The organism is Anaeromyxobacter diazotrophicus, assembly GCF_013340205.1.
Classification (GTDB): domain Bacteria; phylum Myxococcota; class Myxococcia; order Myxococcales; family Anaeromyxobacteraceae; genus Anaeromyxobacter_A; species Anaeromyxobacter_A diazotrophicus.
On the sequence record NZ_BJTG01000006.1, the window covers coordinates 332,290 to 356,337 of the forward strand.

Consider the following 24,048-nt stretch of genomic DNA (forward strand, 5'->3'; position numbering starts at 1 on the left):
TTGAACGAGGGACAGTGGTCTGATCCCTGCGCAGGAGGGAGCCATGGGCGCGTTCCGGCACATCCTCTTCGCGACGGATCTCGACGGCTCCTCGGCGGGCGCGCTCCAGGTGGCGCTCGACATGGCGAGCAGCATGAACGCCGCGCTGTCGGTCGTGCACGTCTGCGAGCTCGGGGGCTACGCCGCCGCCGCCATGTGCGAGGCGGGAGGCGACCTCGCCTCGCCGCTGGTGGAGGAGGCGCAGCGCGCGCTGGAGCGGCTCGTGGCGCGGGCCGACCGCGACGGCGTCCACCCGCGCGCGCTGGTGAAGCTCGGCGCGCCCTGGCAGGAGATCGTGGCCGCCGCGGAGGAGGAGCGCGCCGACCTCATCGTGATGGGCACGCACGGCCGGCGGGGCCTCGCCCACGCGCTCCTCGGCAGCGTGGCCGAGAAGGTGGTCCAGACCTCGCCGGTGCCGGTGCTCACCGTGAGGCAGGCGGACCCGGCGGCGGCCGCGCTCAAGCTGGTGTGAGCACCAGCGGGAGCTGGGCCGCGCCGGGGTCGAGGCCGGCCAGCACCGCCGCCCCGTAGGGCCCGGCGCGGGCGCAGGCCTCGACCACCGGGAGCCCGCAGGCCAGGAAGAACGTGAGCGCGCCGGCGAAGCTGTCGCCCGCGCCGTAGGCGGCGCCGGTGACGCGCGCCGGGGGCGGCGCCGGGAAGCGCTCCACCGTCCCGTCCGCGCGCTCGACGCGCCCGCCCGCCGGGCCCTCGGTCAGGACGAGCGCGCCCGGGGGGACCGGGTAGTCGGCGAGCCGGCTCGCCTCGCGCGGGTCGACCGCGCTCCCCACCACCACGTCGGCGCGTACGCCCGAGGCCGCCAGCGCCTCCCGCCGGCGCGCGCTGACGACGAGGCGCCGGGCCGCGCGGCAGCGCCGCAGCGCCGCGGGGTCCTGGGCGGTGAAGTAGACCGCGTCGCAGGCGGCGAGCAGCTCCCAGGGCAGGGGGTCCTCGGCCCGCGGGTGGAGCGGCTCGCCCACGACGACGATGGTGCGCTCGCCGTCCGGGGTCACGAGGACGACGTCGCGGGTGTGCGGGCCGGCGCGGCGCGCCGCGTGGACCGTGGCCGCGGCGCCGCGCAGCGCCGCCGCGACCTCGCCCGCCGCCTCGTCCGAGCCGAGCGCCGTGAAGAGGTGCACCTCGGCCGGCGCCTTCGCCAGCTGCAGGAGCGCCACCCCGCCCCCGCCGCCGGCGAAGGTCCGGGGCGCGGCGAGGTGCGCGATGCCGCCGGGAGGCGGCAGCGCCGGGACGCGCCCCAGGGTCACGTGCTCGACGTGTCCGACCACCGCCAGCCGCAGGACCCCGCGCGTCACGAGGTCCTCATGCCCGGCGCGCTACTCCAGGTCCAGCGTCTTGTAGGTCCCGCTGCCGTCGAGGACGGTCCCCCATACCTTGTGGGAGGCCTGGTGCTCGGAGGGGCCGAACGAGAGCGGCACGCCGATGCCGAGGTCGAGCCCGCGGATGCTCTCCAGCGCGTCGACCAGGGTGTCGGTGGTGAGGTTCTTCCCGGCGCGCTTCAGGCCCTCCACCAGCAGCGTGCCCGCCAGGTAGCCCTCCAGCGAGACGAAGTCGGGGCGCTCTCCCGGCGCGTGGCGCGCGAGCAGGTCCTTGTAGCGGAGGATGGCGGTGGCGGCGGAGGTCGGCAGCGGCACGACCTGGGTCACGATCACGCCCTCCGCGAAGCGGGGGCCGAGCGGCATCAGCTCCTCGGCCAGCTCGTTCGAGCCGACGAAGGAGACGTTGGTGAAGACGAGCGGAGCGCCGGACTCCTTCACCTTCTCGATGAAGCGCGCCGCCGCCTTGTAGGTCGCGACCATCACCACCGCCTTGAGCCGCGGGGCGTGCTGGCGGATGGTCCGCACCGCGTCCGTCACGTCCTGGGTGTTCCGCTTGTAGCCGACGCGGAGCACCTGGCCGGGGTCGTAGCGGTAGCGGCGCATGGTCTTCGCCACGCCGTAGAAGCCGGCGTCGCCGAAGGCGTCCTCCTGCGCGAAGACCGCGATCTGCCCGGGCCGGAAGCGCCGCACCTCCACCAGGTAGCGGACCACCGCCGAGGTCTCCTCGGCGTAGCTCGCCCGGTAGTTGAAGACGAACCGGTCCGGCGGCTCGTTCCGCAGGAGCTTCGCGCCGGTGAACGCGCCGAAGAAGAGGGCCCCCCGCTCCAGCACGTAGGGGAGCGCGGCGGCGGTGGTGGGGGTGCCGACGTTGCCGGCGATCCCGAACACGCGCCGCTGGTCGAGGAGCTCCTTCGTCCCCGCCAGCGCGCGGGCCGGCTCGTAGCCGTCGTCGTGCGCCAGCAGGCGCAGCCGGCGGCCGTGCACGCCGCCGGCGTCGTTGGCGGCGGCGAAGGCCAGCTCGAGCCCCACCTTCATCTCGCGGCCGAGCTCCCGGGCCGGGCCGGAGAACGGCGCGCTCATCCCGAACACGACCTCACTGTCGGTGACGCCGTTCGCCTGCGCGCGCGCCGGCGCCGGGGCGAGCTGCGCCACGGCGAGGAGCGCGGCGGCCAGCGGGGCCGCGAGCTTGAGAGGGCGCTGCCACATGGTCTTCCTCCTGCGTCGTGCGGAGGCGCGAGCTCGCGCTCGATCCGCCGCCGAGAGCGTACCGCGACATCGTGACGCACGGAATGGAGGCGAGCCAGTTTCGAACGCGTGACGGTGGGTGGATGTGCGCGGGTCAGGTAGGGCAGGGTGGGGCGAAGTGGATTCCGGGTGCATCACTCACTGTGAACAAGAGGGCTCAGCCGCACGGCCGGACTCAGGTTTTGCCGGCCGCCGTCCGGCGGCTGGCCCGGTTCCCGCAAGCCTGGCCCCTGCGAGGGATGGGAGGGCTCCCGTCCTCGCAAAAGTTGCGTTTACCGGACGGGGGGTACGGGTTCGATCGAAACCCCTGCGCCCGGTCAAATGTCTGACGGCGGGCGGGCTCGCGCCGCCGCGCACACGAGGCCGCCCCCGCGGCCGGAAGGAGTGGAGATGAGTCTCAGCCGAAGGAGCTGGTTGAAGCTGGCGGCCGGAGGGAGCGCCGGCCTCGCGCTCGGCGAGCTGGTGAGCATGCCGGAGGCGCACGCCGCCGCCCGCAAGCTCAAGCTGGCGAACGTCAAGGAGTACACGACCGCCTGCAACTTCTGCTCGGTCGGGTGCGGCATGGTGGGCCGGGTCCGGGACGGCGAGCTCGTGAACCTCGAGGGCGACCCCGACCACGTGATCAACCAGGGCTCGCTCTGCGCCAAGGGCAGCGCGATGATCGCGACCCACGTGTCCGAGCGGCGCGTGAAGAAGCCGATGTACCGCGCGCCCGGCTCCGACAAGTGGCAGGAGATCTCCTGGGACGAGGCCATCGCCAAGGTGGCCGCCAAGGTGAAGCAGGTCCGCGACGCGACCTGGGTCGCCACCGAGAAGGACGGCGACGTCGAGTACCCGGTCCGCCGCACCGACGCCATCGGCTTCCTGGGCGGCGCGCAGAACACGAACGAGGAGTGCTACCTCTTCAACAAGATGGGGCGGCTCTTCGGCACGTCCTACGTGGAACACCAAGCACGACTTTGACACAGCCCCACCGTCCCCAGTTTGGGGGCGTCCTTCGGCCGTGGCGCGATGACGAACCACTGGGCGGACCTGCAGCACGCCAAGGTCCTCCTGATCGAGGGCTCGAACACCGCCGAGAACCACGTCATCGCGATGAAGTGGATCCGCAAGGCGCAGGCGAACGGCGCCAAGATCATCCACGTCGATCCGCGCTTCAACCGCACCTCGTCGATCGCGGACGTCTACGCGCGCATCCGGCCCGGCGCGGACATCGCCTTCCTCTCGGCGATGATCAACTACATCCTCGAGCACAAGCTGTACGACGAGGACTACGTCAAGCTGCACACGAACGCGCTCCTCACGGTCGATGACGCCTTCGGGTTCGACGACGGCGTCTTCACCGGCTACCACGAGGACCAGCACAAGTACGACATGGCGTCGTGGGGCTACGCCCTCGACAAGAAGTCGAAGAAGCCGCAGAAGGCGGCGAGCCTCGACGACCCGCGCACCGTGTTCGCCAAGCTGAAGAAGCACTTCAGCCGGTACACGCTGCAGGTGGGCTCGGACATCTCGGGCGTCCCGGTCGAGCAGATCAAGCAGATCGCGGAGACCTTCGCGAACAACAAGCCGGGCACCATCCTCTACGCGCTCGGGATGACCCAGCACACCGTCGGCATCCAGAACATCCGGTGCTACGGCATCCTGCAGATGCTCCTCGGCAACATGGGCAAGGCCGGCGGCGGCGTGAACGCGCTGCGCGGCGAGCCCAACGTCCAGGGCGCCTGCGACATGTCCGTGCTGCACGGCTACATGTTCGGCTACCTCAACTACCCGGTGCACAACGAGCCGACGCTCGAGGCGTGGACGAAGAACAACGGCACCTTCCGCGCCAAGTTCACGGTGAACGGGCTCCGCGCCTGGTTCGGCGACAACGCCACCGCCCAGAACGACTTCGGGTTCGGGTGGCTGCCCAAGAAGAGCGCCAAGAAGGACTACACCTCCTACGGCATCTTCGAGTCCGCGCTGGCCGGGAACATGAAGCTCCTCTGGACCGTCGGGCAGAACCCGATGGTCACCAACGCCAACCTGACGGTGGTGCAGGACGCCCTCGCCAAGCTCGACATGCTGGTCGTGCAGGAGCTGTGGGAGACCGAGACCGCCGCCTTCTGGCAGCGGCCCGGCGTCGACCCGAAGACGATCCAGACCGAGGTGCTGCTGCTGCCCGCGGCGTACTTCATGGAGAAGGAAGGCACCATCAGCGGCTCCGGCCGCCTGGTGCAGTGGCGGTACGCCGGCGTGAAGCCGCCCGGCGACGCCAAGACCGACATCGAGATCTTCGACACGGTCTTCCAGAAGGTCCGCGAGGCGTACCGCGGCTCGACCGATCCCAAGGACGAGCCCATCCTCAAGGCCGCCTGGAGCTACCCGGCCGACGGGCGCGCCGAGGCCGTGCTGAAGGAGATCAACGGCACGAACTTCAAGACCGGCGAGATGATCGGCGGCATCGGCGAGCTGCAGGCCGACGGCTCCACCTCGTCGGGCGTGTGGATCTACGCCGGCGTCTTCAAGGGCGGGAAGAACCTCTCGAAGCGCCGCGATCCGAAGGACCACCCGAGCGGGCTCGGGACGTACCCGGGCTTCGCCTGGACCTGGCCCGGCAACATGAAGATCCTCTACAACCGCGCCTCCTGCGACGCGAGCGGCAAGCCGTGGCCGAACGCGAAGCCGGTCATCTGGTGGGACGCCGCCCAGAAGAAGTGGACCGGCAACGACACGCCCGACGTGCCGGTGCCGACCGACGGCCCCGAGACGCCGAACGGGCAGAAGCCGTTCCGCATGAACGGGGAGGGCGTGGCCCGCCTCATGGCGAACCCGTACAAGGACCCGGGCGCGAAGCCCGAGGACCTGCCTCGCGACGCCTCCTACGTGCCGAAGGACGGCCCGTTCCCGGAGATGTACGAGCCCATCGAGAGCCCGGTGGCGAACGTCCTCCACCCGAAGGTGGCGACGAACCCGTGCGTGAAGTATCCGCGGGTGAAGTCGCACCAGCCCATCGGGACGACGAAGGACTTCCCCTACGTGCTCATGACGTCGAGCATCGCCGAGCACTGGTGCGCCGGGTCCACGACCCGCAACGTGGCCTGGCTCAACGAGCTCGCGCCGGAGCCGGTGGTCGAGGTGCCGGAGAAGCTGGCCCAGAAGCTCGGGCTCAAGTCCGGTGAGAAGGCGAAGGTCTCCTCCGCCCGCGGCGAGGTGGTGGTGAAGGCCGTGGTCACCAAGCGCATGCAGGTGATGAAGATCAACGGCCAGGAGGTCACGGTGGTGTGGATGCCGTACAACTGGGGCTTCAAGGGCCTCAGCACCGGCCCCAGCACCAACTACCTGACGATCGACGCGGTCGACCCGGGCGCAGGGACGCAGGAGACCAAGGCGTGCCTCGTCAACGTGGTGCGCGCCGAGCGGGCGGAGGCCGTCGCGTCGCGCTAGCGACCGCGAGGAATACGACAATGTCCAAAGCCACGCTCATCGACATGACGAAGTGCGTCGGGTGCCGCTCGTGCCAGGTCACCTGCAAGCAGTGGAACGACCTGCCGGCCGAGAAGACGCAGCTGCAGCCCGGGCTCGGGCTGCAGAACCCGCGCAAGCTCTCCGCCAGCACCTTCACCGTGCTCCAGTCGCACGAGGTGGAGGACGCCGCGGCGCCGGGCGGCCTCCGCTACCTCTTCGCGAAGCGGCAGTGCATGCACTGTGACGAGCCGGCCTGCGCCTCGGCCTGCCCGGTCACGGCCATGCACAAGACGGCGGAAGGGCCGGTCGTCTACGACGACGCGAAGTGCATCGGCTGCCGGTACTGCATGTGGGCCTGCCCGTTCGGCGTGCCCACCGCGGAGTGGGACTCGCTCGCGCCCAAGATCCGCAAGTGCACCCACTGCTACGACCGCCTCTCGCAGCCCCCGCCCGCGGAGCGCAACGGGCAGGCGCTCAGCGACGAGGATCGCAAGCGGTTCGCCGCCGCCCACGCCGTCCCGGCCTGCGTGAAGCAGTGCCCGGCCGGCGCGCTGCAGTACGGCGACCGGGAGGAGCTGCTGAAGGAGGCCCGCGCCCGGATGGCCAAGGCGCCGGGCAAGTACGTCGACCACATCTACGGCGAGAAGGAGGCCGGCGGGACGGGCATGCTGTACCTGTCGCCGGTCGCGTTCGACCAGCTCGGGTTCCCGGACGTCGGGACGAAGAGCTACCCGGCGCCGTCGAAGGTGGCGCTGGGCGCGGTGCCGCCGGCCGTCATCGGCGTCGGCCTCGCCCTCGGCGGCGCCTACGCCGTGTCGAAGCGCAAGCTCGAGGTGGAGAAGGCGGAGGGCAAGGCCCACGACCACCACCCCGAGTTCGCCCCGCTGCAGAAGAAGCTGTGGACGCCCGCCAACCTCGCGCTGGCGGCGCTCATGGCGTTCGGCGGCATCTCGTTCCTCGCCCGCTTCGCCCTCGGGCTCGGCGGCGCGACGAACCTCTCCGACACCTACGCCTGGGGCCTCTGGATCGTCTTCGACCTGGTGTGGATCGCGGTCGCCGCCGGCGCGTTCGCCACGGCCGGCCTCATCTACGTCCTCCAGCGGAAGGACCTCTACTCCATCGGCAGGTCGGCCGTGCTCATGGGCCTGCTCTCCTACTCCTTCGTCACGGTCACGCTGCTCGCCGACCTCGGCCTGCCGTGGCACTTCTACCAGCTCGGGCTGCAGGCGCCGGAGCACTCGGCCATGTTCGAGGTGTCCTGGTGCGTCGGCCTCTACGTGACCGTGCTCCTGGCCGAGTTCCTGCCGGTGCCGTTCGAGCGGTGGGGCCTCACCAAGGCGCAGGCGATCTGGAAGAAGTGGGCGCCCTGGTACGTGGTGTTCGCGCTCACCCTGTTCGTCTTCCTGCTCTCCCGGAACGTCGCCTACGCGGCGGTCGCGGCGGCGGCCTTCGGCTTCCTGGCCTGGGCCTTCCGCACCAAGGACGGTGAGAAGCCGCAGCCCATCTTGCTGGCCATCGCGGCGGTCACCTTCTCCACCATGCACCAGAGCTCGCTCGGCTCGCTCTTCCTGCTCATGCCGGACAAGCTCGCTCGGCAGTGGTGGTCGCCGGTGATGCCGGTGTCGTTCTTCCTCTCGTCCATCGCGGCGGGCGTGGCGCTCGTGATCCTGGTCGAGATGTGGATCGCGAAGGCCTGGAAGCGGGAGCTCCGCGTGGCGCAGCTGGCGGCCCTGGGCAAGGTGGCCTTCTGGGCGCTCCTCGTGTTCGAGGCGTTCCGGCTGGGCGACCTGGCCGTCCGCGGCCAGCTCGCGGGCGCCTTCGCGGGCCCGAAGTCGGGCCTCTTCGCGGCCGAGGTCGTGCTGGGCGGCGTCCTGCCGCTGGCGCTCCTCGCGACCGACAAGGCGCGCCGGAGCCCGGGGCTGCTCGCGCTCGGCGCGGCGCTCGCCTGCGGCGGCGTGGTCTTCAACCGCGTCAACGTGGTGATGTTCGCGATGAACCTCAAGGGCATCGCCCCCGTCTTCGAGCCGCAGGCGTACGCGCCGAGCGTCTTCGAGTGGGGCGTCTCGGTGGGCCTCGTCGCGGCCACCATCTTCCTCTTCGGCCTCGGCGCGCGCCTCATGCCGGTGTTGCCGAAGGAGGAGGCCGCGAGCCCCCGCTAGCCCGCGGTCGTGACGGTTCCCGGGCCGCTCCCCGACCTCCCCGCTGCTGGGGACGGGGGGCGGCCCGGATTTTTTCCGGGCGGCGTCGCGCCGCTCGCAGCACGGAAGGACGCCATGGACGAAGCCCTGCAGCGCTGGATCGCGGCGCACCCCTACCTGAAGCCCCTGGCCCGCTTCCAGGCCGCCGTGGACGAGGCGGTGGCGGCGGTCCCCGTGCCGCCGCTCGCGCCGGCGCGCCTCGACGCGTACGCGGAGGATCACGCGGCCGGCGTGCCGCTCCTCCACAGCGCCGCGGCCGCGGTCGACCTCGCGCCCGCGGGCGCGCAGCTCGCCGAGGTGGTGGCGCGGCTGGCCGAGGGGCCGCACCCGGAGAAGCTGCGCGCCGACGCGGAGGCGCTGCGCCAGCTCCTGCGCTCCTCGCCGGACGCGCGCGCGGCGGCGCTCGCGTTCGTGCGCGGCGACGCGGAGCCGGCCGGCGCCGTCGCGCAGGCGGGGCTGCTCCGGTTCCTCGGCTGGTCGGCGCTCCGGGCGACGCTCGCGCCGGTGCTGGGCGCGTACGCCGCGTGGCGCGCCGCCGCCGCCGCGGGCGGCGAGGATCCCTGGCGGCGCGGCGAGTGCCCGACCTGCGGCGCGCCGCCGCCGCTCGCCCAGCTGTCGAGCGACGAGCAGGGCCGGCGGAGGACGCTCACCTGCGGCTGCTGCGCCACGACCTGGGCCTTTCGCCGGACCGGCTGCCCCTTTTGCGGCAACGAGTCGCTCGAGCGCCTGGGCGTCCTCGAGCTGGAGGGCGAGGACCGGCTGCGGCTCGACACCTGCGGCAGCTGCGGCGGATACCTGAAGACTTACGCGGGTGAAGGCGAGGAGCGGGTCTTCCTGGCCGACTGGACCACGCTCCACCTCGACCTGGTGGCGCGGGAGCGGGGATTGAAACGGGCGGGCGCGTCGTTGTACGACCTGTAGGGGTAATCCGCACCGTGGGGGTGGCAACCCGAGGGGGCGTGACTAGGTTGGCCTCACGCGGAGCAAGCGGCCGGGTAGGGGGCGACGAGGAGACCCACCCGCCGAAAGGTCGTACCACGGACGGGCCGGCAGGCCCTCAAACAGCAGAAGGACGCGTCCCATGCCCCACATCGACGTCGAGATCCTGGCTCCCTTCACCGCCAAGTACCTGGAGGGCTCCACCCTCACCCCGGCCGAGCGCGCCGAGGTGCTGAGGATGGCGCAAGGCTTCGCGTGCAAGGACTCCGCGGCGGCCGCGGGCGTCTCCCCCGAGACGATCCGCGCGCGGCGGAAGCGCATCTACCGGAAGCTCGACGTGGCCGGCTCGGGCGAGCTCATCTCCAGCCTGCTGATGACGTCCCTCAACATGCTGTCCCGCGGCGAGCGGATCGAGCCGCGGCCGACGGTCACCTCGCAGCCGGCGGTGCAGCCGGAGCAGAGCTCGGCCGTCCTGGCGCGCTAGGCCAGGGCGCTCGCAGGGACGCGTGACGCGGTCGCGGGCGAGCGGGCGCCGGGAGGCGTCCCGCCGCCTCGCGCCGCGCCGGGAGCACGCGGGCGCGCCGCGCGCCCCCTCGCGCGTTAGACACGCGCGATGGATCTCCAGCTGCGGGGGAAGCGCGCGGTGGTGACCGGCTCGACGGCGGGCATCGGGCTCGCCGTCGCGATCGAGCTGGCGCGCGAGGGCGCGGCCGTGGTGGTGAACGGCCGGACCGCCGCGCGCGTCGAGCAGGCGATGGCGCGCGTGCGCCGCGAGGCGCCGGGCGCGGAGGTGGCGGGGGTGGCCGCCGACCTCGGCAGCGCGCGCGGCGCGGAGCACGTGGCCGCCGCGGCGCCGGACGCCGACATCCTCGTCAACAACGTGGGCATCTTCGAGGCGAAGCCGTTCGCCGAGGTGCCGGACGCGGACTGGCTCCGTTTCCTGGAGGTGAACCTCCTGTCCGGCGTCCGCCTCTCCCGCCACCACCTCCCGCGCATGCTGGAGCGGCGCTGGGGCCGGGTCCTGTTCATCTCGAGCGAGAGCGCGCTCCAGATCCCGGCCGAGATGATCCACTACGGGGTGACGAAGACCGCCCAGCTCGGCCTCGCGCGCGGGCTGGCCGAGCTGACGCGCGGGACCGCCGTCACCGTGAACGCCATCCTGGCCGGCCCGACCGCCAGCGAGGGGGTGGGCGAGTTCGTCGCCGGGCTGGCGCGGCAGCAGGGCAAGGGCGCGGACGAGGTCGAGCGCGACTTCTTCCGCGAGGCGCGGCCGACCTCGCTGCTCCAGCGCTTCGAGACCCCGGAGGAGATCGCGTCGCTCGTGGCCTTCGTCGCGAGCGAGCGCGCCTCGGGCGTGAACGGGGCCGCGCTCCGCGTCGACGGCGGGGTTGTCCGGGCCATCGTCTGATGGCGCAGCCCAGTTGAAGTGACGCTTGCGATGGGGGGTGTTTGCGGGGGGAGAGTTCTCCCCCCGCAAGTGAGGCGCCGAAGGCGCCGGACCTGATCTCACGGCGGGGCGGCGCCGCCGCGATCAACTCGACCGAGCGCCGCCGTGAGGCGGTCAGGGTGGCCGGGCCGGCAGGCCGGCCGCGGCGTGCGCCCGCCAGCCGGCGCGGAGCTGGGCGCGCCAGCTCAGGCTCTCGCGGATGAAGGCGGCGGCGCGCCCCGGCGCGCGCACGGCCTCGAGCGCGGCGCGGGCGCCCTGCGCCACGCGCGCCGGCGCGCCCTCGGCCGAGAGCGCCCGGGCGAGCTGCCGCCCCAGCGGCGCCAGCGGGCGGCCGGGCGTGTCGGTCACGAGCCGCAGGACGAGGAACGGGATCCCCGCCGCCCCGGCCACCTCGCCCAGCGCCGCCGACTCCATGTCCACCGCGGCCGGCGGCCCGAGGCCCGCGACGGGCCCGGCCAGCGCCTCGCCGGCGGTGAGCAGCTGGCAGGCGGTGGCGCCCGCCGCCACCCGCAGCAGGCCCGGCGGGAGCACCACCTCGACGGCGCGCCCGCCGGCGAGCCGGTGCAGGCTCGAGGCGGTCACCCACGCCAGCGGGGCCACGCCCGCGGTGAGCGCGCCGGCGAAGCCGGTCGAGACGGCGAGCGCCGCCCTGGGCCGGGGCGGGCGGCCCACCACCCCCGGCCCGCCCTCGAGCCAGCGCGCCAGCGCCGCGGCGGCGCGGGCGGGGCCGACGCCGGTCTCGAGGACCTCGAACCCGGCCGCCCCGGCGTCGGCGATCCCGCGGCGGCACGCGTCCGCCTCGGTGCCGGTGGCCGCGCAGACGACGATCACGCCAGGCTGCTCCGCGCCCGGAAGCGCCACGCCAGGGTCGCGAGCGTCGCGGCGATCACGGCGCCGGAGGCGGCCGCCAGCGCGTGGTCCTCGATCGCGAGGGTGACCACCAGGTTGAACGCGAACACGCCGGCGTAGACCGCGTACACGGCCCACACGAAGCGCGGCGAGACGCGCCGCCACGGCCCGGCGCACCAGGGCAGCACGCGCAGCGCGAGCTGGAACGCCCACTGGCTCGCGGCGCCGACGAAGAACCAGCCGGCGAAGTTGGCGGCGGTCACGCCGAAGTAGAAGCCCCGGTACGGATACTCGTAGACGCGCCCGAGGAACCACTTCTCGCCCTGGAGCGCGACCGGGTCGATGACGACGTCGAGCAGCATCATCACCAGCCCGCCCACCAGCGGCGTCGACGGGCGGCGCAGGCCGGGCCACTCGCCGCGGGCCAGGGCGTCCGGCGGCGAGCGCAGCGCCGCCGCCAGGGCGAAGCTGAAGTAGGAGAGGAAGACGAACGAGAGGGAGTCCCAGAACGGCACGTTCGCGATCCACAGCTCGCGCGTCCGGGTCTCGTCGAAGTAGCGGTACGGGCCGAAGGGGAAGCCGTTGCGCGTGGAGCTGAACTCGCAGCCGAAGGCGATGAGCCAGGTCGAGACGGCGAAGGTGAGGGTGCGCCGCAGGCCGAGCTGGTGGCCGGCGAAGGCGAGGAAGCAGGCGAAGAACGCGTAGACGTAGGGCCGGTGCACCACCGTGCCCCACAGGAGCGAGAGCCCGGCCGCGGCCACGGGCACCTACGCGCCGCTCGCGGCGCAGAACCGGCCGAGCGCCATGAGGGGGAAGTAGTGCCGGTACAGGTGGTACCGGAGGTAGAAGTGCCGCGGGAACCCGGTCCCGGTGAAGGCGGCCTCCTCCCACGACCCGGCCGCCGGGCCGGCGTCGAGCTGGCGGTCGACGAGCCAGGCGACGCCGCGCGCCACCGCCTCGTCCTCCGGCGGGCGGTAGGCGAGCAGCCCCATCACGCCCCAGGCCGTCTGCGAGGCGGTCGACGGTCCCCGCCCCATGGCGGCGCGATCCGCGTACGAGTCGAGGCCCTCGCCGAAGCCGCCGTCCGCGTTCTGGACCGACGCGAGCCAGCGCAGCGCGCGCGCGACCATGGGGTCCGAGCCGGGGACGCGCTGGCGCGCCAGGCCGCAGAGCACGTTCGAGGTCCCGTAGACGTAGTTCACGCCCCACCGGCCGTAGAAGCTGCCCTCCGGCTCCTGGGCCCCCCGCAGGTAGGCGAGGCCCCGGCGGCAGGCGGCGCGCCAGCGCGGGTCCTCGAGCGCGCCGAGCGCCTCGAGCACCCGCCCGGTGACGTCCGGCGACGAGGGATCGCAGAGCGAGTCCATGTCCGAGAACGGGATCTGGTTCAGGAAGGTGCGGTCGTTCTGGACGTCGAAGGCGGCCCAGCCGCCGTCGCGGTTCTGCATCGAGACCATCCAGGCCGCGCCGCGCCGGACGACCTCGTCGCCGCGGCGGGAGGGGTCGCCCTTGAGGAAGGCAAGCAGCACCGCGGCCGTGTCGTCGACGTCCGGGTACCAGGTGTTCGCGTGCTCGAACGACCAGCCGCCGGGCGCGCCGCGGCGGTTGTAGACCTTCCAGTCGCCGTGGTCCTCGAGGATCTGCTTCCGCTCGATCCACCGGCGCACCGCGGCGAGGCGCGGCGCGCGGCCATCCTGACCCGCGTCGGCCAGCGCGATGAGCGAGAGCGCCGAGTCCCACACCGGCGACTGGCACGCCTCGACCCGGAAGCCCTCGCCGTCCTCGATCCCGAAGCGCTCGATGGCCTCGAGGCCGCGGCGGACCGGATCCGAGTCGAGCGGGTGCCCGGCGAGGTGGAGCGCCAGCACGCCGTTCAGCATGGGCGGGAAGATCCCCGCCCAGTCGCCGCTCTCCTCCTGGTGCTCCAGCACCCACCGCTCGCACGCGCGCAGCGCGTGCTGGCGGAGGCGGGGGAGGGGGCCGGCCTCCCGCAGCCCCTCGTAGGCGCGGAGCAGCGCGTCGCCGGCGTTGAAGAACGCCTTCCAGCCGGGGCCGTCGCGGAGCAGCGTCGCCGCCACCGACGGGCGGTAGGGGACGTGCTTGTGGGCGGGGTCGAGCCAGAGGTGGTCGAGCCAGCCGCTCTCCGGGGAGCGGCCGCCCGGGAGCGCGAAGACGGGCCGGTGGTGGAAGAGGATGAAGAGCGGGACCATGGTGCTGCGCGCCCAGCTCGACAGCCGGTAGATGTTGATGGCGCTCCAGGGCGGCAGGAGGATGATCTCCGGCGGCACCGACGGCACCGCATCCCAGGGGAACAGGCCGAAGAGGGCCAGGTTGATGCGCGTGAAGACGCGCACCCTGGCGATCCCGCCGGCGGCGCGGATGAAGCGCTCGGCGCGGAGCATCGGCTCGTCGTCCCGGGGCCGCCCCAGCAGGCGCAGCGCGAGGTAGCACTCGACCGCCGTGGAGACGTCGCCGGGCAGCCCGTGCCCGATCCCCCAGCTCCCGTCGGGGTGCTGGCGCGAGAGCAGGTAGCGGGTGGTCGCCTCGGCGCGCGCGGCGAGATCCAGCCCGAGCGCCTGGCGCAGCAGCACGTACTCCGCGGTGATGGTGGGGTTCGACTCGAGCTCCGCGCACCAGTGGTCGGCCCGCTGGATCCGGAACAGGAAGTCCCCCGCCGCCCGGGCCGCCTCCCGCGCCCGGCCGGCGAGCGGCGGCGCGATGCTCCGCACCGGGGCGCTGGTCACGCGTGGCTCCCGGCGCCCTCGAGCCCGGCGGCCCACGCCCGGAACGCCGCGGAGGGGAGCAGCGCCAGCTTCTCGCCGAGCTTGAGGTGCGCCCGCCGCGTGAAGACGTCGTACCCGGCGGCGCGGATCTTCCCCAGGATGCCGGAGTAGGCGTCGACGGCGAACTCGAAGGCGGCGCGCCCGCGGCCGCTGGTGAGGAGCGGGATGAGGGCGCGCCCCTCGGCGTAGAGGCGCTGGGCGCGCTCGATCTGGAAGTCCATCAGGGCCCGGAAGCGGGCGTCGGTGCGGCCGGCGGCCAGGTCCGCGTCGGAGACGCCGAACCGCAGCAGGTCCTCGCCGGGCAGGTAGACGCGCCCGCGCCGGAAGTCCTCCCCGACGTCGCGGAGGATGTTGGTGAGCTGCATGGCCGTGCCGAGCGTCTTCGCGTGCTCGAGCGCGCGGCTCTCGGGCCGGTAGCCCGCCACCGGCGTGATGAGGAGCCCGATCGTCCCGGCCACGCGGTAGCAGTAGAGCTCGAGCTCCGCGAACGTCGCGAAGCGGACCGGCTCGAGGTCCGTCGCCACGCCGGTCAAGAGGTCGTCGAAGGGCTCGAGCGGGAGCTGGTAGCGCCGCACCGTCTCCCCCAGCACGGCGAAGCGGGGCTGGCGGCTCTCGCCGGCGACGGCGCGCCGGAGCTCGGCCGCCATGTCGCGCAGGCGCGCGCGGATGGCGTCGGGGGTGTCGCCGGGCGCGGGCTCGTCGACGGCGTCGTCCGCCACCCGCGCGAAGCCGTACAGCGCCGCGATGGCGTTCCCGCGCTCGGCCCCGAGCACGCGCGCCATGACGTGGAAGGTCTTCCCGTGCTCGCGCAGGATGCGCCAGCAGTCCGCCCACCCCTCGAGCAGCTCGCCCTGCGACACGCCGCGGCTCGGCTCCGGACGCTCCGCTGCGATCGGCATCTCCATCGCTCAACCCCCCGAGGCTGCGTCGACCATCGCTCGCCGGCCCTCGCCCCGCCCTCCCGGGCGCCGGTGGGCGCGCCTGCCCGCGGCGAGCCCCCGGTCGGCGTGCAGGGCCGCGATCTTGCCGGAGAGGGCGGCGGTCGGCACCGCCCCCGGCCACACCGTGAAGTGACCCGCCAGGTGAAGGTTGTCGAGCGGCGTGGCGACGTGCGCGAGCGGGTTCACGAACGGGAAGTTGCGCCAGTTGAGCTCGAAGCCGCAGGTGCCGCCGAAGGCGTTGCGCGTGAAGCGGACGGTCGAGGCGGGGGTGCCCACGTCGCGGTAGACGACGCGGGCGCCGGCGCCCGGCACGAGCCGCTCGAACGAGGCGAGGAGCTGGTCGGCCACCTCGCGCTTCAGGCGGCGGTAGGCGGGGGTCCGCGGCGGCGTCGCGCGCTCGCGGGCCGGGTCGCCGGTGAGCCCGGTCCCCCAGCCGCCCTGCCAGTCGTGCCGCGTGAACGCCTGGAGCACCACCGCCGAGCGCGCCCCCGGGACCGGGTCGGCGATCCCGTGCGCGGTGACCTCGAGGAACGCCTTGCGGTGCGCGTCCGGGTCCCGCGGGTCGAGGGTGGTCTGGCAGTCGAAGGAGGGGAAGTAGAAGACGTGCGAGGTCCGGAGCTGCTCGCGCAGCGCCGCCGCGGGGAGGTCGAGCCCCAGGTAGACCGAGACCATCGCGTCCGAGTGCCGCGCGCGGTCGAGGCGGTCGAGCTCGCGCCGGTCGTAGCGCTCCGCCCCGACGAGCCCGTGGACCGCCTGGCGATAGTCGCCGCAGTAGACGACCTGGCGCGCCGCGAACCGCTCCCCCTTGTGCGTGAGGACCGCGCGGACCTCGTCGCCCGCCTTCTCGAGCGCGGTGACGGTCCGCTTGAAGAGGAAGCGGACGCCGCGCTCCTCCAGCCGCGCGACCCAGCGGTCGAGCCACGGCTGCAGCCCGCCCTCCGGGTACCAGTAGTCGTGCGCCCAGAGGTGCCAGAACGCCGAGGCGACGAACACGTTCATCCCGGTGTAGCCGCAGCGGGAGAGCAGGTCGCGCGCGCCCGACGGCGGGAGCTGGCGCTCGTACCAGGGCCTGAAGTCGTCGAGCAGCAGCGTGCGCAGGTCCGCCACCCGCTGCACGGCCGCGGCCGGGGAGGCCCACCCCGGCCCGCCCAGCGCCCGGGAGATCCAGCGGGGGAGCGCCAGCGCGCTCTCGTCCTCCACGTAGGGCACCCGCGCCGGGGTGAAGAGGCGCTGGATGAGCGCGGAGGTGCGCTCGTGGAGCGCGAAGACGCGCCCGAAGCCCTCGGCGCTCTCCGGGTAGGCCTGCTGGAACGCCCGCCGGATCTGGGGCAGCGACTCGACGTCCGCGTCGAGCCCCGGCATCACCAGGCGGTAGCGCGCGCGGCGGAAGCGCGCCAGGTCGGAGAGGCCGTACTGGTCGAGCAGCGGGAAGACGATCCCCATGCCCTCGAAGGACTGGCAGCCCACGTCGAAGTAGAAGCCGCGGCGGTGGATGCCCGACATGAGGCCGCCCGCCTGGTGGTTGTGCTCGAGCACGAGCACGCTCCGGCCGCGCCGCTCGAGCTCGCTCGCGGCCACCAGGCCGGCGATGCCGGCGCCGACGACGACGGCGTCGTACCCGGCGCGGGAGGCGGGCTCGCGTCCCGGGGCGGTCACGCCGGCTCCTGCGCGGTGAGATCGCGGGCGCGGACCAGCGGCCGGAGCCGCAGCTCCGGGACGGTGCGGCACCCGGTGACGAACATCGCCGTGCGCAGCTCCTCGATGACCCGGCGCAGCGCGAGCACCGCCTCCTCGGTCGAGCGCTCCGCCGCCTTGAGGAGCGGGAGCGCCAGCGCCACGGCGTCCGCGCCGAGCGCCAGCGCCTTGGCGGCCTCGATGCCGTTGCGGATGCCGCCGGAGGCGATGACCACGCGATCCGGGAGCACGGCGCGGCAGGTGGCGACGCTCTCGGCGGTGGGGATCCCCCAGCGCGCGAAGAGCTCGCCGGTGCTGCGCTGCACCGGGTCGGCGGTGCGCAGGCTCTCGATCCTGGCCCAGGAGGTCCCGCCCACGCCGGCGGTCTCGACGCCCGCCACCGGCAGCTCGCGGATCTTGAGCGCGGTGGCGCGGCTGATCCCGGCGCCGACCTCCTTGAGCAGGACGGGGACCCCCACCGCGGGCGCGACCTCGCGCAGCCGCGCGACGAGCCCGGCGAAGCGGGTGTCGCCCTCGGGCTGGATGGCCTCCTGCAGCGGGTTCAGGTGGAAGTTGAACGCGTCGCAGCCGACCGCCTCGACGAGGCGCCTCACCTCCGCCGCGCCCACCCCGTAGTTGAGCTGGACGGCGCCCACGTTGCCGAAGAGGAGCCGGAGCCCGGGCGCGACCTCGCGCACCGCGAAGGTCGCGCGGGTCGAGGGGTCCTCCAGCATCCGGCGCTGCGAGCCGAGCGCGAACCCGACGCCGCACGCCTCGGCCGCCTTCGCAAGCCGCTGGTTCAGCTCGCCGGCGCGCGGGGTCCCGCCGGTCATCGCCCCCACCACGAGCGGCGCGGCGAGGCGCTTGCCCAGGAGCTCGGTCTCGGTCGTGACCGCCGCCCGGTCGACCTCGGGCAGCGCGTCGTGCTCGAAGCGCAGGCCCCCGAAGCCGCTCGCGTCGCCCGCCCCGAGCTCGACCGGCGCGGTCAGGCACAGCGTGAGGTGGCTGTCCTTCCGGTCCATCCGCTCCCCCGCCTCAGCCCACCGTGGAGCGGATGGACCGCACCACGTTCCCGAGCGACGCCATGCTGTCCTCGACCGCCGAGGGCTCGTAGCCGCAGTGGACCATGCAGTCGGCGCACTTCTCGTGCCGCCCGGTCCCGTAGCGATCCCAGTCGGTCTCCTCCATCAGCTCGCGGAAGGTCCGGGCGTAACCCTCGCCGAAGAGGTAGCAGGGGCGCTGCCAGCCGAGGACGCTGTAGTTGGGGCTGCCCCAGGGCGTGCACTGGTACTCCCGCTCGCCCTTCAGGAAGTCGAGGTAGAGCGGGGAGTGGTTGAAGCGCCAGCGCCGCGCGGCGGCCGGCGCCAGCGCCTCGCGGAAGAGCGCACGGGTCTGCTCGCGGTGCAGGAACTTGTCCTGGACCGGCGCCCGCTCGTAGCCGTAGCCGGGGGAGATGGTCATCCCGTCCACCCCGAGCGCGGTCACCTCGTCGAAGAAGCGGTGCAGGTCGGCCGGGTCGTGGCCGACGAAGATGGTCGAGTTGGTGGTGACGCGGAAGCCGCGCGCCTTGGCGGCCCGGATGGCCGCCACCGCGGCGCGGTGGACGCCCGCCCGCTGGACCGAGGCGTCGTGCCGCGCCTCGACCCCATCGAGGTGGACGTTGAAGGTGAGCCGGTCGTCGGGCTGGAACAGGTCGAGCTTGCGCTCGAGCAGGATGGCGTTCGTGCAGAGGTAGACGAACTTGCCCCGCTCGACCAGCCCGGCCGCGATCCGGTCGATGGCCGGGTGGATGAGCGGCTCGCCGCCGGCGATGCTCACCATGGGGGCGCCGCACTCCTCCGCCGCGGCCCAGCACTGCTCCGGGGAGAGGTGCTGGTCGAGGATGCGCTCGGGGTGCTGGATCTTCCCGCACCCCGCGCACTCCAGGTTGCACCGGAAGAGCGGCTCGAGCATCAGCACGAGCGGGTAGCGCTTGCGGCGCCGGAGCTTCTGGGCGGCGATGTACTTCCCCACCGCGATGGCCTGCTTCAACGGGATGCCCACGCCACCCTCCTCCTGGAGCGGGGGATGAGCCCCCGCTCCTCGAACCACGTCACCGCCTCCTCGAACGCCGCGCGCACCGGCGTCTGCGGCAGGCCCAGCTCCCGCACCGCCTTCGAGGCGTCGAAGAACATCCGCCGCCGCGCCATCCGCACCGCCTCGAGCGCGACCCCGGGCGGCCGGTGGGTGACCCAGGTGGCGAGCGCCGTGCTCACCGCCCCCGCGGTCCAGGCGACGGCGTAGGGGAGCCGCAGCCGCGGCGCGGGGCGGCCCGTGATCTCCGCCAGCTCGGCCACGATCTCCGCCAGGGTCATGTTCTGGTGCCCGAGGATGTAACGCTCGCCCACCCGCCCGCGCTCGGCCGCGAGCAGGTGGCCCTCGGCGACGTCGCGGACGTGCACGACGTTGAGGCCGGTGTCCACCACCGCGGCGAGCCTCCCGCGCGCGAAGTCGACGATGATCTGCCCGGTCGGCGTCGGGCGGGCGTCCCACGGGCCCACTGGCGCGCTCGGGTTCACCACCACCACCGGCAGCCCGCGGGCGGCGAAGTCGAGGGCCACCCGCTCCGCCTCGAGCTTCGAGCGCTTGTAGTGGCTCGTGAGCTGGCCCTCGAGGAGCGGGGTCGCCTCGTCGCAGGGCCGGGGGTGCGCGGCGAGCCCGATGGTCCCGACGGTCGAGGTGTGCACGACGCGCTCGACCCCGGCCGCCAGGCTGGCCTCCATGACGTGGCGCGTGCCCTCGACGTTGCTCTGGTAGAGCTCGCGCGGGTCGCGGGCCCAGAAGCGGTAGTCCGCCGCGACGTGGAACACCTGCCGGCACCCCTCGACGGCGCGCCGGACGGCGGCGGCGTCGCGGAGATCGCCGGGCGCGACCTCGACCGGCAGGCCGGCCAGGTTCCCGCGGTCGGAGGAGGCGCGCACCAGGACGCGCACCGCCTCTCCGCGCTCGACCAGGAGCCGGACGACGTTCGCCCCGATGAAGCCCGTGGCGCCGGTGACGAGCACCGGGCGGCGCGCCGAGGTGGTCTCAGCGGGCACGGGGGCCTCCCGCGGGCGAACCCTCGAGCCGCGCCAGCCCCGCCGCCGCCTCCTCGCGCGCCCGCGGCGCCTCGGGGTCGCCCGCCGCCGCCGCCGCGCCGGCGAGCTCCAGCGCGCGCTGGTAGGCCGCGCGCGCGGCGTCCGGCGCCTCGTTCGCGGCGAGCGCCTGGGCGAGCACGAGCTGGTTCTCGGGCACCTCGGGGAACGCCGCGGCGGCTGCGCGCGCCTCGGCCAGCGCCGCCTCGGGGTCGCCGGGCCCGATGGGCCAGCCCGGGGCGCGCAGCAGCACGAGGGCGAGGACGCGGCGCGGGCCGCCCCCGTCGAGCGCCGGCGCGGCGGCGCTCGCGCGCCGGAGGAGCTCGACCATCTTGCCCAGGGCGTCCTTGCCCGTGGAGGAGCGCTCGCGAGCCTGCTGCCCGAGGGCGATGGCGAGCCGGTAGTCGCAGGCCGGCTCCGCCGGCGCGCGCCGCTGGCACCACTGCCCGAGCTGCACCTGCTCCGCGGCCAGGCGCCCGCGGACGGCGGCGTCCCGCTCGCGCTCCAGCCGGAAGGTCATGGCGCGCATGGCCCCGAGGAGCGCGTCGGCGCGCCGCTCGTCGGCCGCCGCGGCGTCGAGGTAGAGCGCCTGCGCCCGCTCGGCCTCGTGGGGGTCGGCGCGCCGCGCCCAGGCGGCGTCGGCCTCGCGCACGAGCTCGCTCGCGCCGCGGCCGCCCGAGGTGCCGGGGGCGATCGCGGACACCGGGGCGGGCTCGCGCAGCGCGGGGGCGCAGGCGCCCGCGGCGAGGAGCGCCGCCCCGGCGGCGGCGAGGGCCTCGGCCCCCCTCACCGGCTCGCCTCCGCGTAGGCCGACCGCGCGCGCGCCAGCGCCGCCTCGTCGAGCGGGGCGAAGCGCGCCGTCTGGACCGTGTCGAGGGCGGCCGCGCCGGCCGCGTCGGAGGGGAGCGCCTGCAGCCCCGCCTCGAGGGCGCGCCAGGTCTTCGGAGGCAGCCGCGCGTCGACGGCGGCCACGAGCCCCCCGGGGAGCGGCGCCGAGCGCGTCACGACCTCGAGCTCGGACGCGAACGGCAGGGAGGGGAGGGCGGCCTCCTGGGAGGCGTCGAGCAGCACCGCCCAGCGCTCGCCCGCGGCCGCCTTGCGCAGCGCGGACAGGACCGCGACGGACTGCACGATCCGCGCGGTGGGCGGGAGCGCGCCCCAGGCGCCGAGGGCCGGCCCGCGCACGAACGCGGGTGCGAACCCGGCGCTGGAGGCCACCGTGAAGCCGTCGAGCGCGGCGGCGTTCGCCACGCGCCCCTTCCGCGCCACGAGGGCCCAGCGCTCCAGCGGCGCGCGCCCCTTCGGCACCGCGGCGAGCCGCGCGCGCAGCGCGAGCTCGCGCTCGTGCTTGAGGAAGAACGGCAGCGAGACGAGGGCCGCCCCCGCCTCCGGACGGCGCAGGCGCGCCACCCCCGCGTCCTCGGCCTGCTCGTAGACGGCGCCGAGCGAGCCGGCGGGGAGCCCGGCCTTCGCGGTCAGCGCGGCGGCGAAGGCGTCCATGGTGGGCTGCGCCTCGGCGGTGGTGCCGGGCGAGCCGGGTGCGCAGACGACGAGGAGACGCTGCTCCGACGCGGAGGGCGGGGCCGCGCCGCCAGCGAGCGCGACGAGCGCGGCGAGCGCGGCGAGCTTCATCGGCGGGAAGATACCGCGGTTGACCGGACGAGGTGACCCCTCGGTGATCGCCCGAATGGGGCTGCGATCGAGGGCGCGATCGAGGTTGATCCGGAGCAGGGCCGCGCCGCTTCTTTGCGCGCAGTGACGCACGCGGCGGCGAGCGGTATAGACTCCGGCCCCGTGACCAGCCCCTTCGACATCGAGGACTACCTCCGGCGCGTCTCAGGGCGCGTGGACGGCCACCTGCGGCGCATCGCCGCCGACCAGAAGCGCCAGCGGCCCGCGCGCCTGGCCGAGGCGATCGAGTACGCCCTGCTCGGCGGCGGCAAGCGCCTGCGCCCGGCCCTCGTGCTCGCCTCCTGCGAGGCGCTCGGCGGCGACCCGGGCGACGACGGGCTCGCGCTGCGCTTCGCCCTCGCGCTGGAGATGATCCACACCTACTCGCTCGTCCACGACGACCTGCCGGCCATGGACGACGACGACCTGCGGCGCGGCCGCCCCACGGTGCACAAGGCGTACGACGAGGCGACCGCGGTGCTCGTCGGCGACGGGCTGCAGTCGCTGGCGTTCCGGCACCTGCTCGGGACGGGCGACCCGCGCGCCGCGGCGCTCGCGGCGCTGCTCGCGGACGGCGCGCTCCGCATGGTCCAGGGGCAGGCGCTCGACATCGGCGCGGAGGGGCGCAAGCTGACCGAGGACGAGGTGCTGGAGCTCATGGCCGCCAAGACCGGCGCCCTCATCTCGGCCGCGGTGGTGGGCGGCGCGATCGCGGCCACCGGCTCGCCGCGGGGGCTCGAGCCGGTGGGGCGGAAGCTCGGGCTGGCCTTCCAGATCGCCGACGACCTGCTCGACCTGACCGGCGACGCCGCCGCGCTCGGGAAGCGCGTCGGCAAGGACCAGGCGGCCGGCAAGGCGACCTTGCCCTCCCTGGTGGGCGTGGACGAGGCGCGGCGCCGCGCCGGCGCCGCCTGCGACGAGGCGCTGGCCGTCCTGGCGCCGCTCGGCGCGCCCGCCGAGGCGCTGCGCGCGCTGGCGCGGTTCGTCGTGACGCGGAAGAGGTGAACGCGATGTCCAGACGTCTCGACGCGATCGACTCGCCCCAGGACCTGAAGCGCCTCGCGCCGGGGGAGCTGCCGGCGCTGTGCCAGGAGATCCGCGACGAGATCGTCGCGACCTGCGCCAAGAACGGCGGCCACCTCGGCTCGTCGCTCGGCGCGGTGGAGCTGGTGGTGGCGCTGCACTACGTCTACGACTCGCCGCAGGACCGGCTCGTCTTCGACGTGGGGCACCAGGCCTACGCCCACAAGCTGCTCACCGGCCGGCGCGACCGGTTCCGGACCATCCGCACCGAGGGCGGGCTGGCCGGGTTCCCCGAGCGGCACGAGTCGGAGCACGACGCGTTCGGCGTCGGCCACGCCTCGACCGCCATCTCCGCCGCGCTCGGGATGATCGAGGGCCGGCGGCTCCAGGACGAGGCCGGGAAGGTGGTGGCGCTCGTCGGCGACGGCGCGCTCACCGGCGGAGCCGCCTTCGAGGGCCTCAACCAGGCCGGCTACCTCGCGCGCGACCTGCTCGTGGTCCTGAACGACAACGAGATGTCGATCTCGCCCAACGTGGGCGCGCTCTCCGAGTGGTTCACGAAGAAGTTCGCCTCCCGCACCTACAACCGCTGGCGCCGCACGGTGAAGGAGATCCTGCGCGAGCTGCCGAAGGGCGCCCGGGCCATCGAGGTGATCCGGCGCGGCATCGACGCCACCAAGGCGCTCGTGTCGCCCGGCATCCTGTTCGAGGGGATGGGCTTCCAGTACGTGGGCCCGGTGGACGGCCACGACGTGGTGGGGCTGGTCGAGACCTTCAAGAAGGTCCAGAGCTGCGATGGCCCGGTGCTGGTGCACGCCATCACCACCAAGGGCAAGGGGTACCAGCCGGCCGAGAAGGACCTCGCCACCCGCGGCCACGCCCTCTCCTTCTTCGACGTCGCGACCGGCAAGTCGGTCGCCAAGAAGGCGGCGGTGAAGAGCTACACCGACCTCTTCGCCGAGGCGCTGTGCGAGCAGATGGAGCGCGACGGGCGGGTGGTGGCCATCACCGCCGCCATGCTGGAGGGGACCGGGCTCATCAAGGCGAAGCAGCGCTTCCCGGACCGGACCTACGACGTCGGGATCGCCGAGCAGCACGCGGTGACCTTCGCGGCCGGGCTGGCGTGCGAGGGGCTCAAGCCGGTGGTGGCCATCTACTCGACCTTCCTGCAGCGCGCCTACGACCAGATCATCCACGACGTGGCGCTGCAGAAGCTGCCGGTGACCTTCGCGCTCGACCGCGGGGGGCTGGTGGGGGCCGACGGCAAGACGCACCAGGGCGCCTTCGACCTCGCCTACCTGCGCTGCGTGCCGAACCTGGTGGTGATGGCGCCCTCGGACGAGAA

General features: G+C 74.2%; 20 protein-coding genes and 1 pseudogene. 9 read left to right on the forward strand and 12 right to left on the reverse strand.

Features of this window, described 5'->3' with window-relative positions:
- Positions 1–43: 43 nt before the first annotated feature.
- Positions 44–511, forward strand: a complete 468-nt coding sequence (locus HWY08_RS14380; RefSeq protein ID WP_176066350.1) for a universal stress protein — start codon at positions 44–46, stop codon at positions 509–511.
- Here HWY08_RS14380 and HWY08_RS14385 read toward each other — a convergent pair.
- Complete coding sequence (locus HWY08_RS14385) at positions 498–1,349, reverse strand: PfkB family carbohydrate kinase (RefSeq protein ID WP_176066352.1); 852 nt, start codon at positions 1,347–1,349, stop codon at positions 498–500. The two genes, HWY08_RS14380 and HWY08_RS14385, sit on opposite strands and share 14 nt — an antisense overlap.
- A gap of 21 nt (positions 1,350–1,370) precedes the next feature.
- Positions 1,371–2,579 (reverse strand): ABC transporter substrate-binding protein, encoded by a 1,209-nt coding sequence (locus HWY08_RS14390; protein ID WP_209005158.1) that lies wholly within the window; start codon positions 2,577–2,579, stop codon positions 1,371–1,373.
- Positions 2,580–3,008: 429 nt separating this feature from the next.
- Between HWY08_RS14390 and HWY08_RS22245 the strand changes: the two genes are divergently transcribed.
- The 6 genes and pseudogenes from HWY08_RS22245 (at position 3,009) to HWY08_RS14420 (ending at position 10,613) form a co-directional block, all read left to right on the forward strand.
- Complete coding sequence (locus tag HWY08_RS22245; protein WP_176066356.1) at positions 3,009–3,581, forward strand: molybdopterin-dependent oxidoreductase; 573 nt, start codon at positions 3,009–3,011, stop codon at positions 3,579–3,581.
- A gap of 12 nt (positions 3,582–3,593) precedes the next feature.
- Positions 3,594–6,047: pseudogene (gene fdnG / locus HWY08_RS14400) on the forward strand (formate dehydrogenase-N subunit alpha); the annotation flags it as partial.
- Between the two features lie 20 nt (positions 6,048–6,067).
- On the forward strand, positions 6,068–8,227 hold the full coding sequence (locus HWY08_RS14405; RefSeq protein WP_176066360.1) for a 4Fe-4S dicluster domain-containing protein: 2,160 nt from the start codon (positions 6,068–6,070) through the stop codon (positions 8,225–8,227).
- 114 nt (positions 8,228–8,341) lie between these two features.
- Positions 8,342–9,187, forward strand: coding sequence for a formate dehydrogenase accessory protein FdhE (locus HWY08_RS14410; RefSeq protein WP_176066362.1), 846 nt, complete (start codon positions 8,342–8,344; stop codon positions 9,185–9,187).
- Positions 9,188–9,347: 160 nt separating this feature from the next.
- Positions 9,348–9,689 carry a LuxR C-terminal-related transcriptional regulator gene (locus HWY08_RS14415; protein WP_176066364.1) on the forward strand — a complete coding sequence of 114 codons (342 nt, stop codon included), beginning with the start codon at positions 9,348–9,350 and terminating at the stop codon, positions 9,687–9,689.
- 129 nt (positions 9,690–9,818) lie between these two features.
- Positions 9,819–10,613 (forward strand): SDR family NAD(P)-dependent oxidoreductase, encoded by a 795-nt coding sequence (locus HWY08_RS14420; protein ID WP_176066366.1) that lies wholly within the window; start codon positions 9,819–9,821, stop codon positions 10,611–10,613.
- A gap of 153 nt (positions 10,614–10,766) precedes the next feature.
- On the opposite strand, the gene HWY08_RS14425 is transcribed toward HWY08_RS14420, so the two are convergent.
- From HWY08_RS14425 to HWY08_RS14470, 10 genes are read right to left on the reverse strand one after another with little or no spacing between them, the layout of a single operon-like run.
- Positions 10,767–11,483, reverse strand: coding sequence for a phosphorylase family protein (locus HWY08_RS14425; RefSeq protein WP_176066368.1), 717 nt, complete (start codon positions 11,481–11,483; stop codon positions 10,767–10,769).
- Positions 11,480–12,262, reverse strand: coding sequence for a carotenoid biosynthesis protein (locus HWY08_RS14430; protein ID WP_176066370.1), 783 nt, complete (start codon positions 12,260–12,262; stop codon positions 11,480–11,482). Before HWY08_RS14430 ends, HWY08_RS14425 begins: the two co-directional genes overlap by 4 nt.
- Positions 12,263–12,268: 6 nt before the next feature.
- The gene (shc, locus tag HWY08_RS14435) at positions 12,269–14,242 is read right to left on the reverse strand and encodes a squalene--hopene cyclase (RefSeq protein ID WP_176066372.1); all 1,974 of its coding nucleotides are present in this window, start codon (positions 14,240–14,242) and stop codon (positions 12,269–12,271) included.
- Positions 14,239–15,180, reverse strand: a complete 942-nt coding sequence (locus HWY08_RS14440) for a phytoene/squalene synthase family protein (protein WP_176066374.1) — start codon at positions 15,178–15,180, stop codon at positions 14,239–14,241. The genes shc and HWY08_RS14440 overlap by 4 nt, the downstream gene beginning before the upstream one ends.
- Before the next feature lie 9 nt (positions 15,181–15,189).
- Entirely contained in the window at positions 15,190–16,878 is a 1,689-nt protein-coding gene (locus HWY08_RS14445; RefSeq protein WP_176066376.1) for a phytoene desaturase family protein, read from the reverse strand.
- The gene (gene fni, locus HWY08_RS14450; protein WP_176066378.1) at positions 16,875–17,918 is read right to left on the reverse strand and encodes a type 2 isopentenyl-diphosphate Delta-isomerase; all 1,044 of its coding nucleotides are present in this window, start codon (positions 17,916–17,918) and stop codon (positions 16,875–16,877) included. The genes HWY08_RS14445 and fni overlap by 4 nt, the downstream gene beginning before the upstream one ends.
- Positions 17,919–17,931: 13 nt before the next feature.
- Positions 17,932–18,939 (reverse strand): adenosyl-hopene transferase HpnH, encoded by a 1,008-nt coding sequence (gene hpnH, locus HWY08_RS14455; RefSeq protein ID WP_176066380.1) that lies wholly within the window; start codon positions 18,937–18,939, stop codon positions 17,932–17,934.
- Positions 18,924–19,973: a hopanoid-associated sugar epimerase gene (hpnA, locus tag HWY08_RS14460; protein WP_176066382.1), complete on the reverse strand. Its 1,050-nt coding sequence runs from the start codon at positions 19,971–19,973 to the stop codon at positions 18,924–18,926. The genes hpnH and hpnA overlap by 16 nt, the downstream gene beginning before the upstream one ends.
- Complete coding sequence (locus HWY08_RS14465; protein WP_176066384.1) at positions 19,963–20,799, reverse strand: hypothetical protein; 837 nt, start codon at positions 20,797–20,799, stop codon at positions 19,963–19,965. The genes hpnA and HWY08_RS14465 overlap by 11 nt, the downstream gene beginning before the upstream one ends.
- Positions 20,796–21,641: a substrate-binding domain-containing protein gene (locus tag HWY08_RS14470; protein WP_176066386.1), complete on the reverse strand. Its 846-nt coding sequence runs from the start codon at positions 21,639–21,641 to the stop codon at positions 20,796–20,798. The genes HWY08_RS14465 and HWY08_RS14470 overlap by 4 nt, the downstream gene beginning before the upstream one ends.
- Before the next feature lie 162 nt (positions 21,642–21,803).
- Between HWY08_RS14470 and HWY08_RS14475 the strand changes: the two genes are divergently transcribed.
- Together HWY08_RS14475 and dxs are read left to right on the forward strand one after the other, a co-directional pair.
- Complete coding sequence (locus HWY08_RS14475) at positions 21,804–22,685, forward strand: polyprenyl synthetase family protein (RefSeq protein ID WP_176066388.1); 882 nt, start codon at positions 21,804–21,806, stop codon at positions 22,683–22,685.
- 5 nt (positions 22,686–22,690) lie between these two features.
- A partial coding sequence (gene dxs, locus HWY08_RS14480) for a 1-deoxy-D-xylulose-5-phosphate synthase (RefSeq protein WP_176066390.1) occupies positions 22,691–24,048 on the forward strand: 1,358 nt, incomplete at its 3' end.

Coding starts and splice junctions, on each gene's coding strand:
- HWY08_RS14390 (WP_209005158.1), bottom strand. CDS start 2,579: ATGTGGCAGCGCCCTCTCAAGCTCGCGGCCCCGCTGGCCGCCGCGCTC.
- HWY08_RS14440 (WP_176066374.1), bottom strand. CDS start 15,180: ATGCCGATCGCAGCGGAGCGTCCGGAGCCGAGCCGCGGCGTGTCGCAG.
- HWY08_RS14405 (WP_176066360.1), top strand. CDS start 6,068: ATGTCCAAAGCCACGCTCATCGACATGACGAAGTGCGTCGGGTGCCGC.
- HWY08_RS14415 (WP_176066364.1), top strand. CDS start 9,348: ATGCCCCACATCGACGTCGAGATCCTGGCTCCCTTCACCGCCAAGTAC.
- HWY08_RS22245 (WP_176066356.1), top strand. CDS start 3,009: ATGAGTCTCAGCCGAAGGAGCTGGTTGAAGCTGGCGGCCGGAGGGAGC.
- HWY08_RS14470 (WP_176066386.1), bottom strand. CDS start 21,641: ATGAAGCTCGCCGCGCTCGCCGCGCTCGTCGCGCTCGCTGGCGGCGCG.
- HWY08_RS14380 (WP_176066350.1), top strand. CDS start 44: ATGGGCGCGTTCCGGCACATCCTCTTCGCGACGGATCTCGACGGCTCC.
- HWY08_RS14420 (WP_176066366.1), top strand. CDS start 9,819: ATGGATCTCCAGCTGCGGGGGAAGCGCGCGGTGGTGACCGGCTCGACG.
- fni (WP_176066378.1), bottom strand. CDS start 17,918: ATGGACCGGAAGGACAGCCACCTCACGCTGTGCCTGACCGCGCCGGTC.
- HWY08_RS14410 (WP_176066362.1), top strand. CDS start 8,342: ATGGACGAAGCCCTGCAGCGCTGGATCGCGGCGCACCCCTACCTGAAG.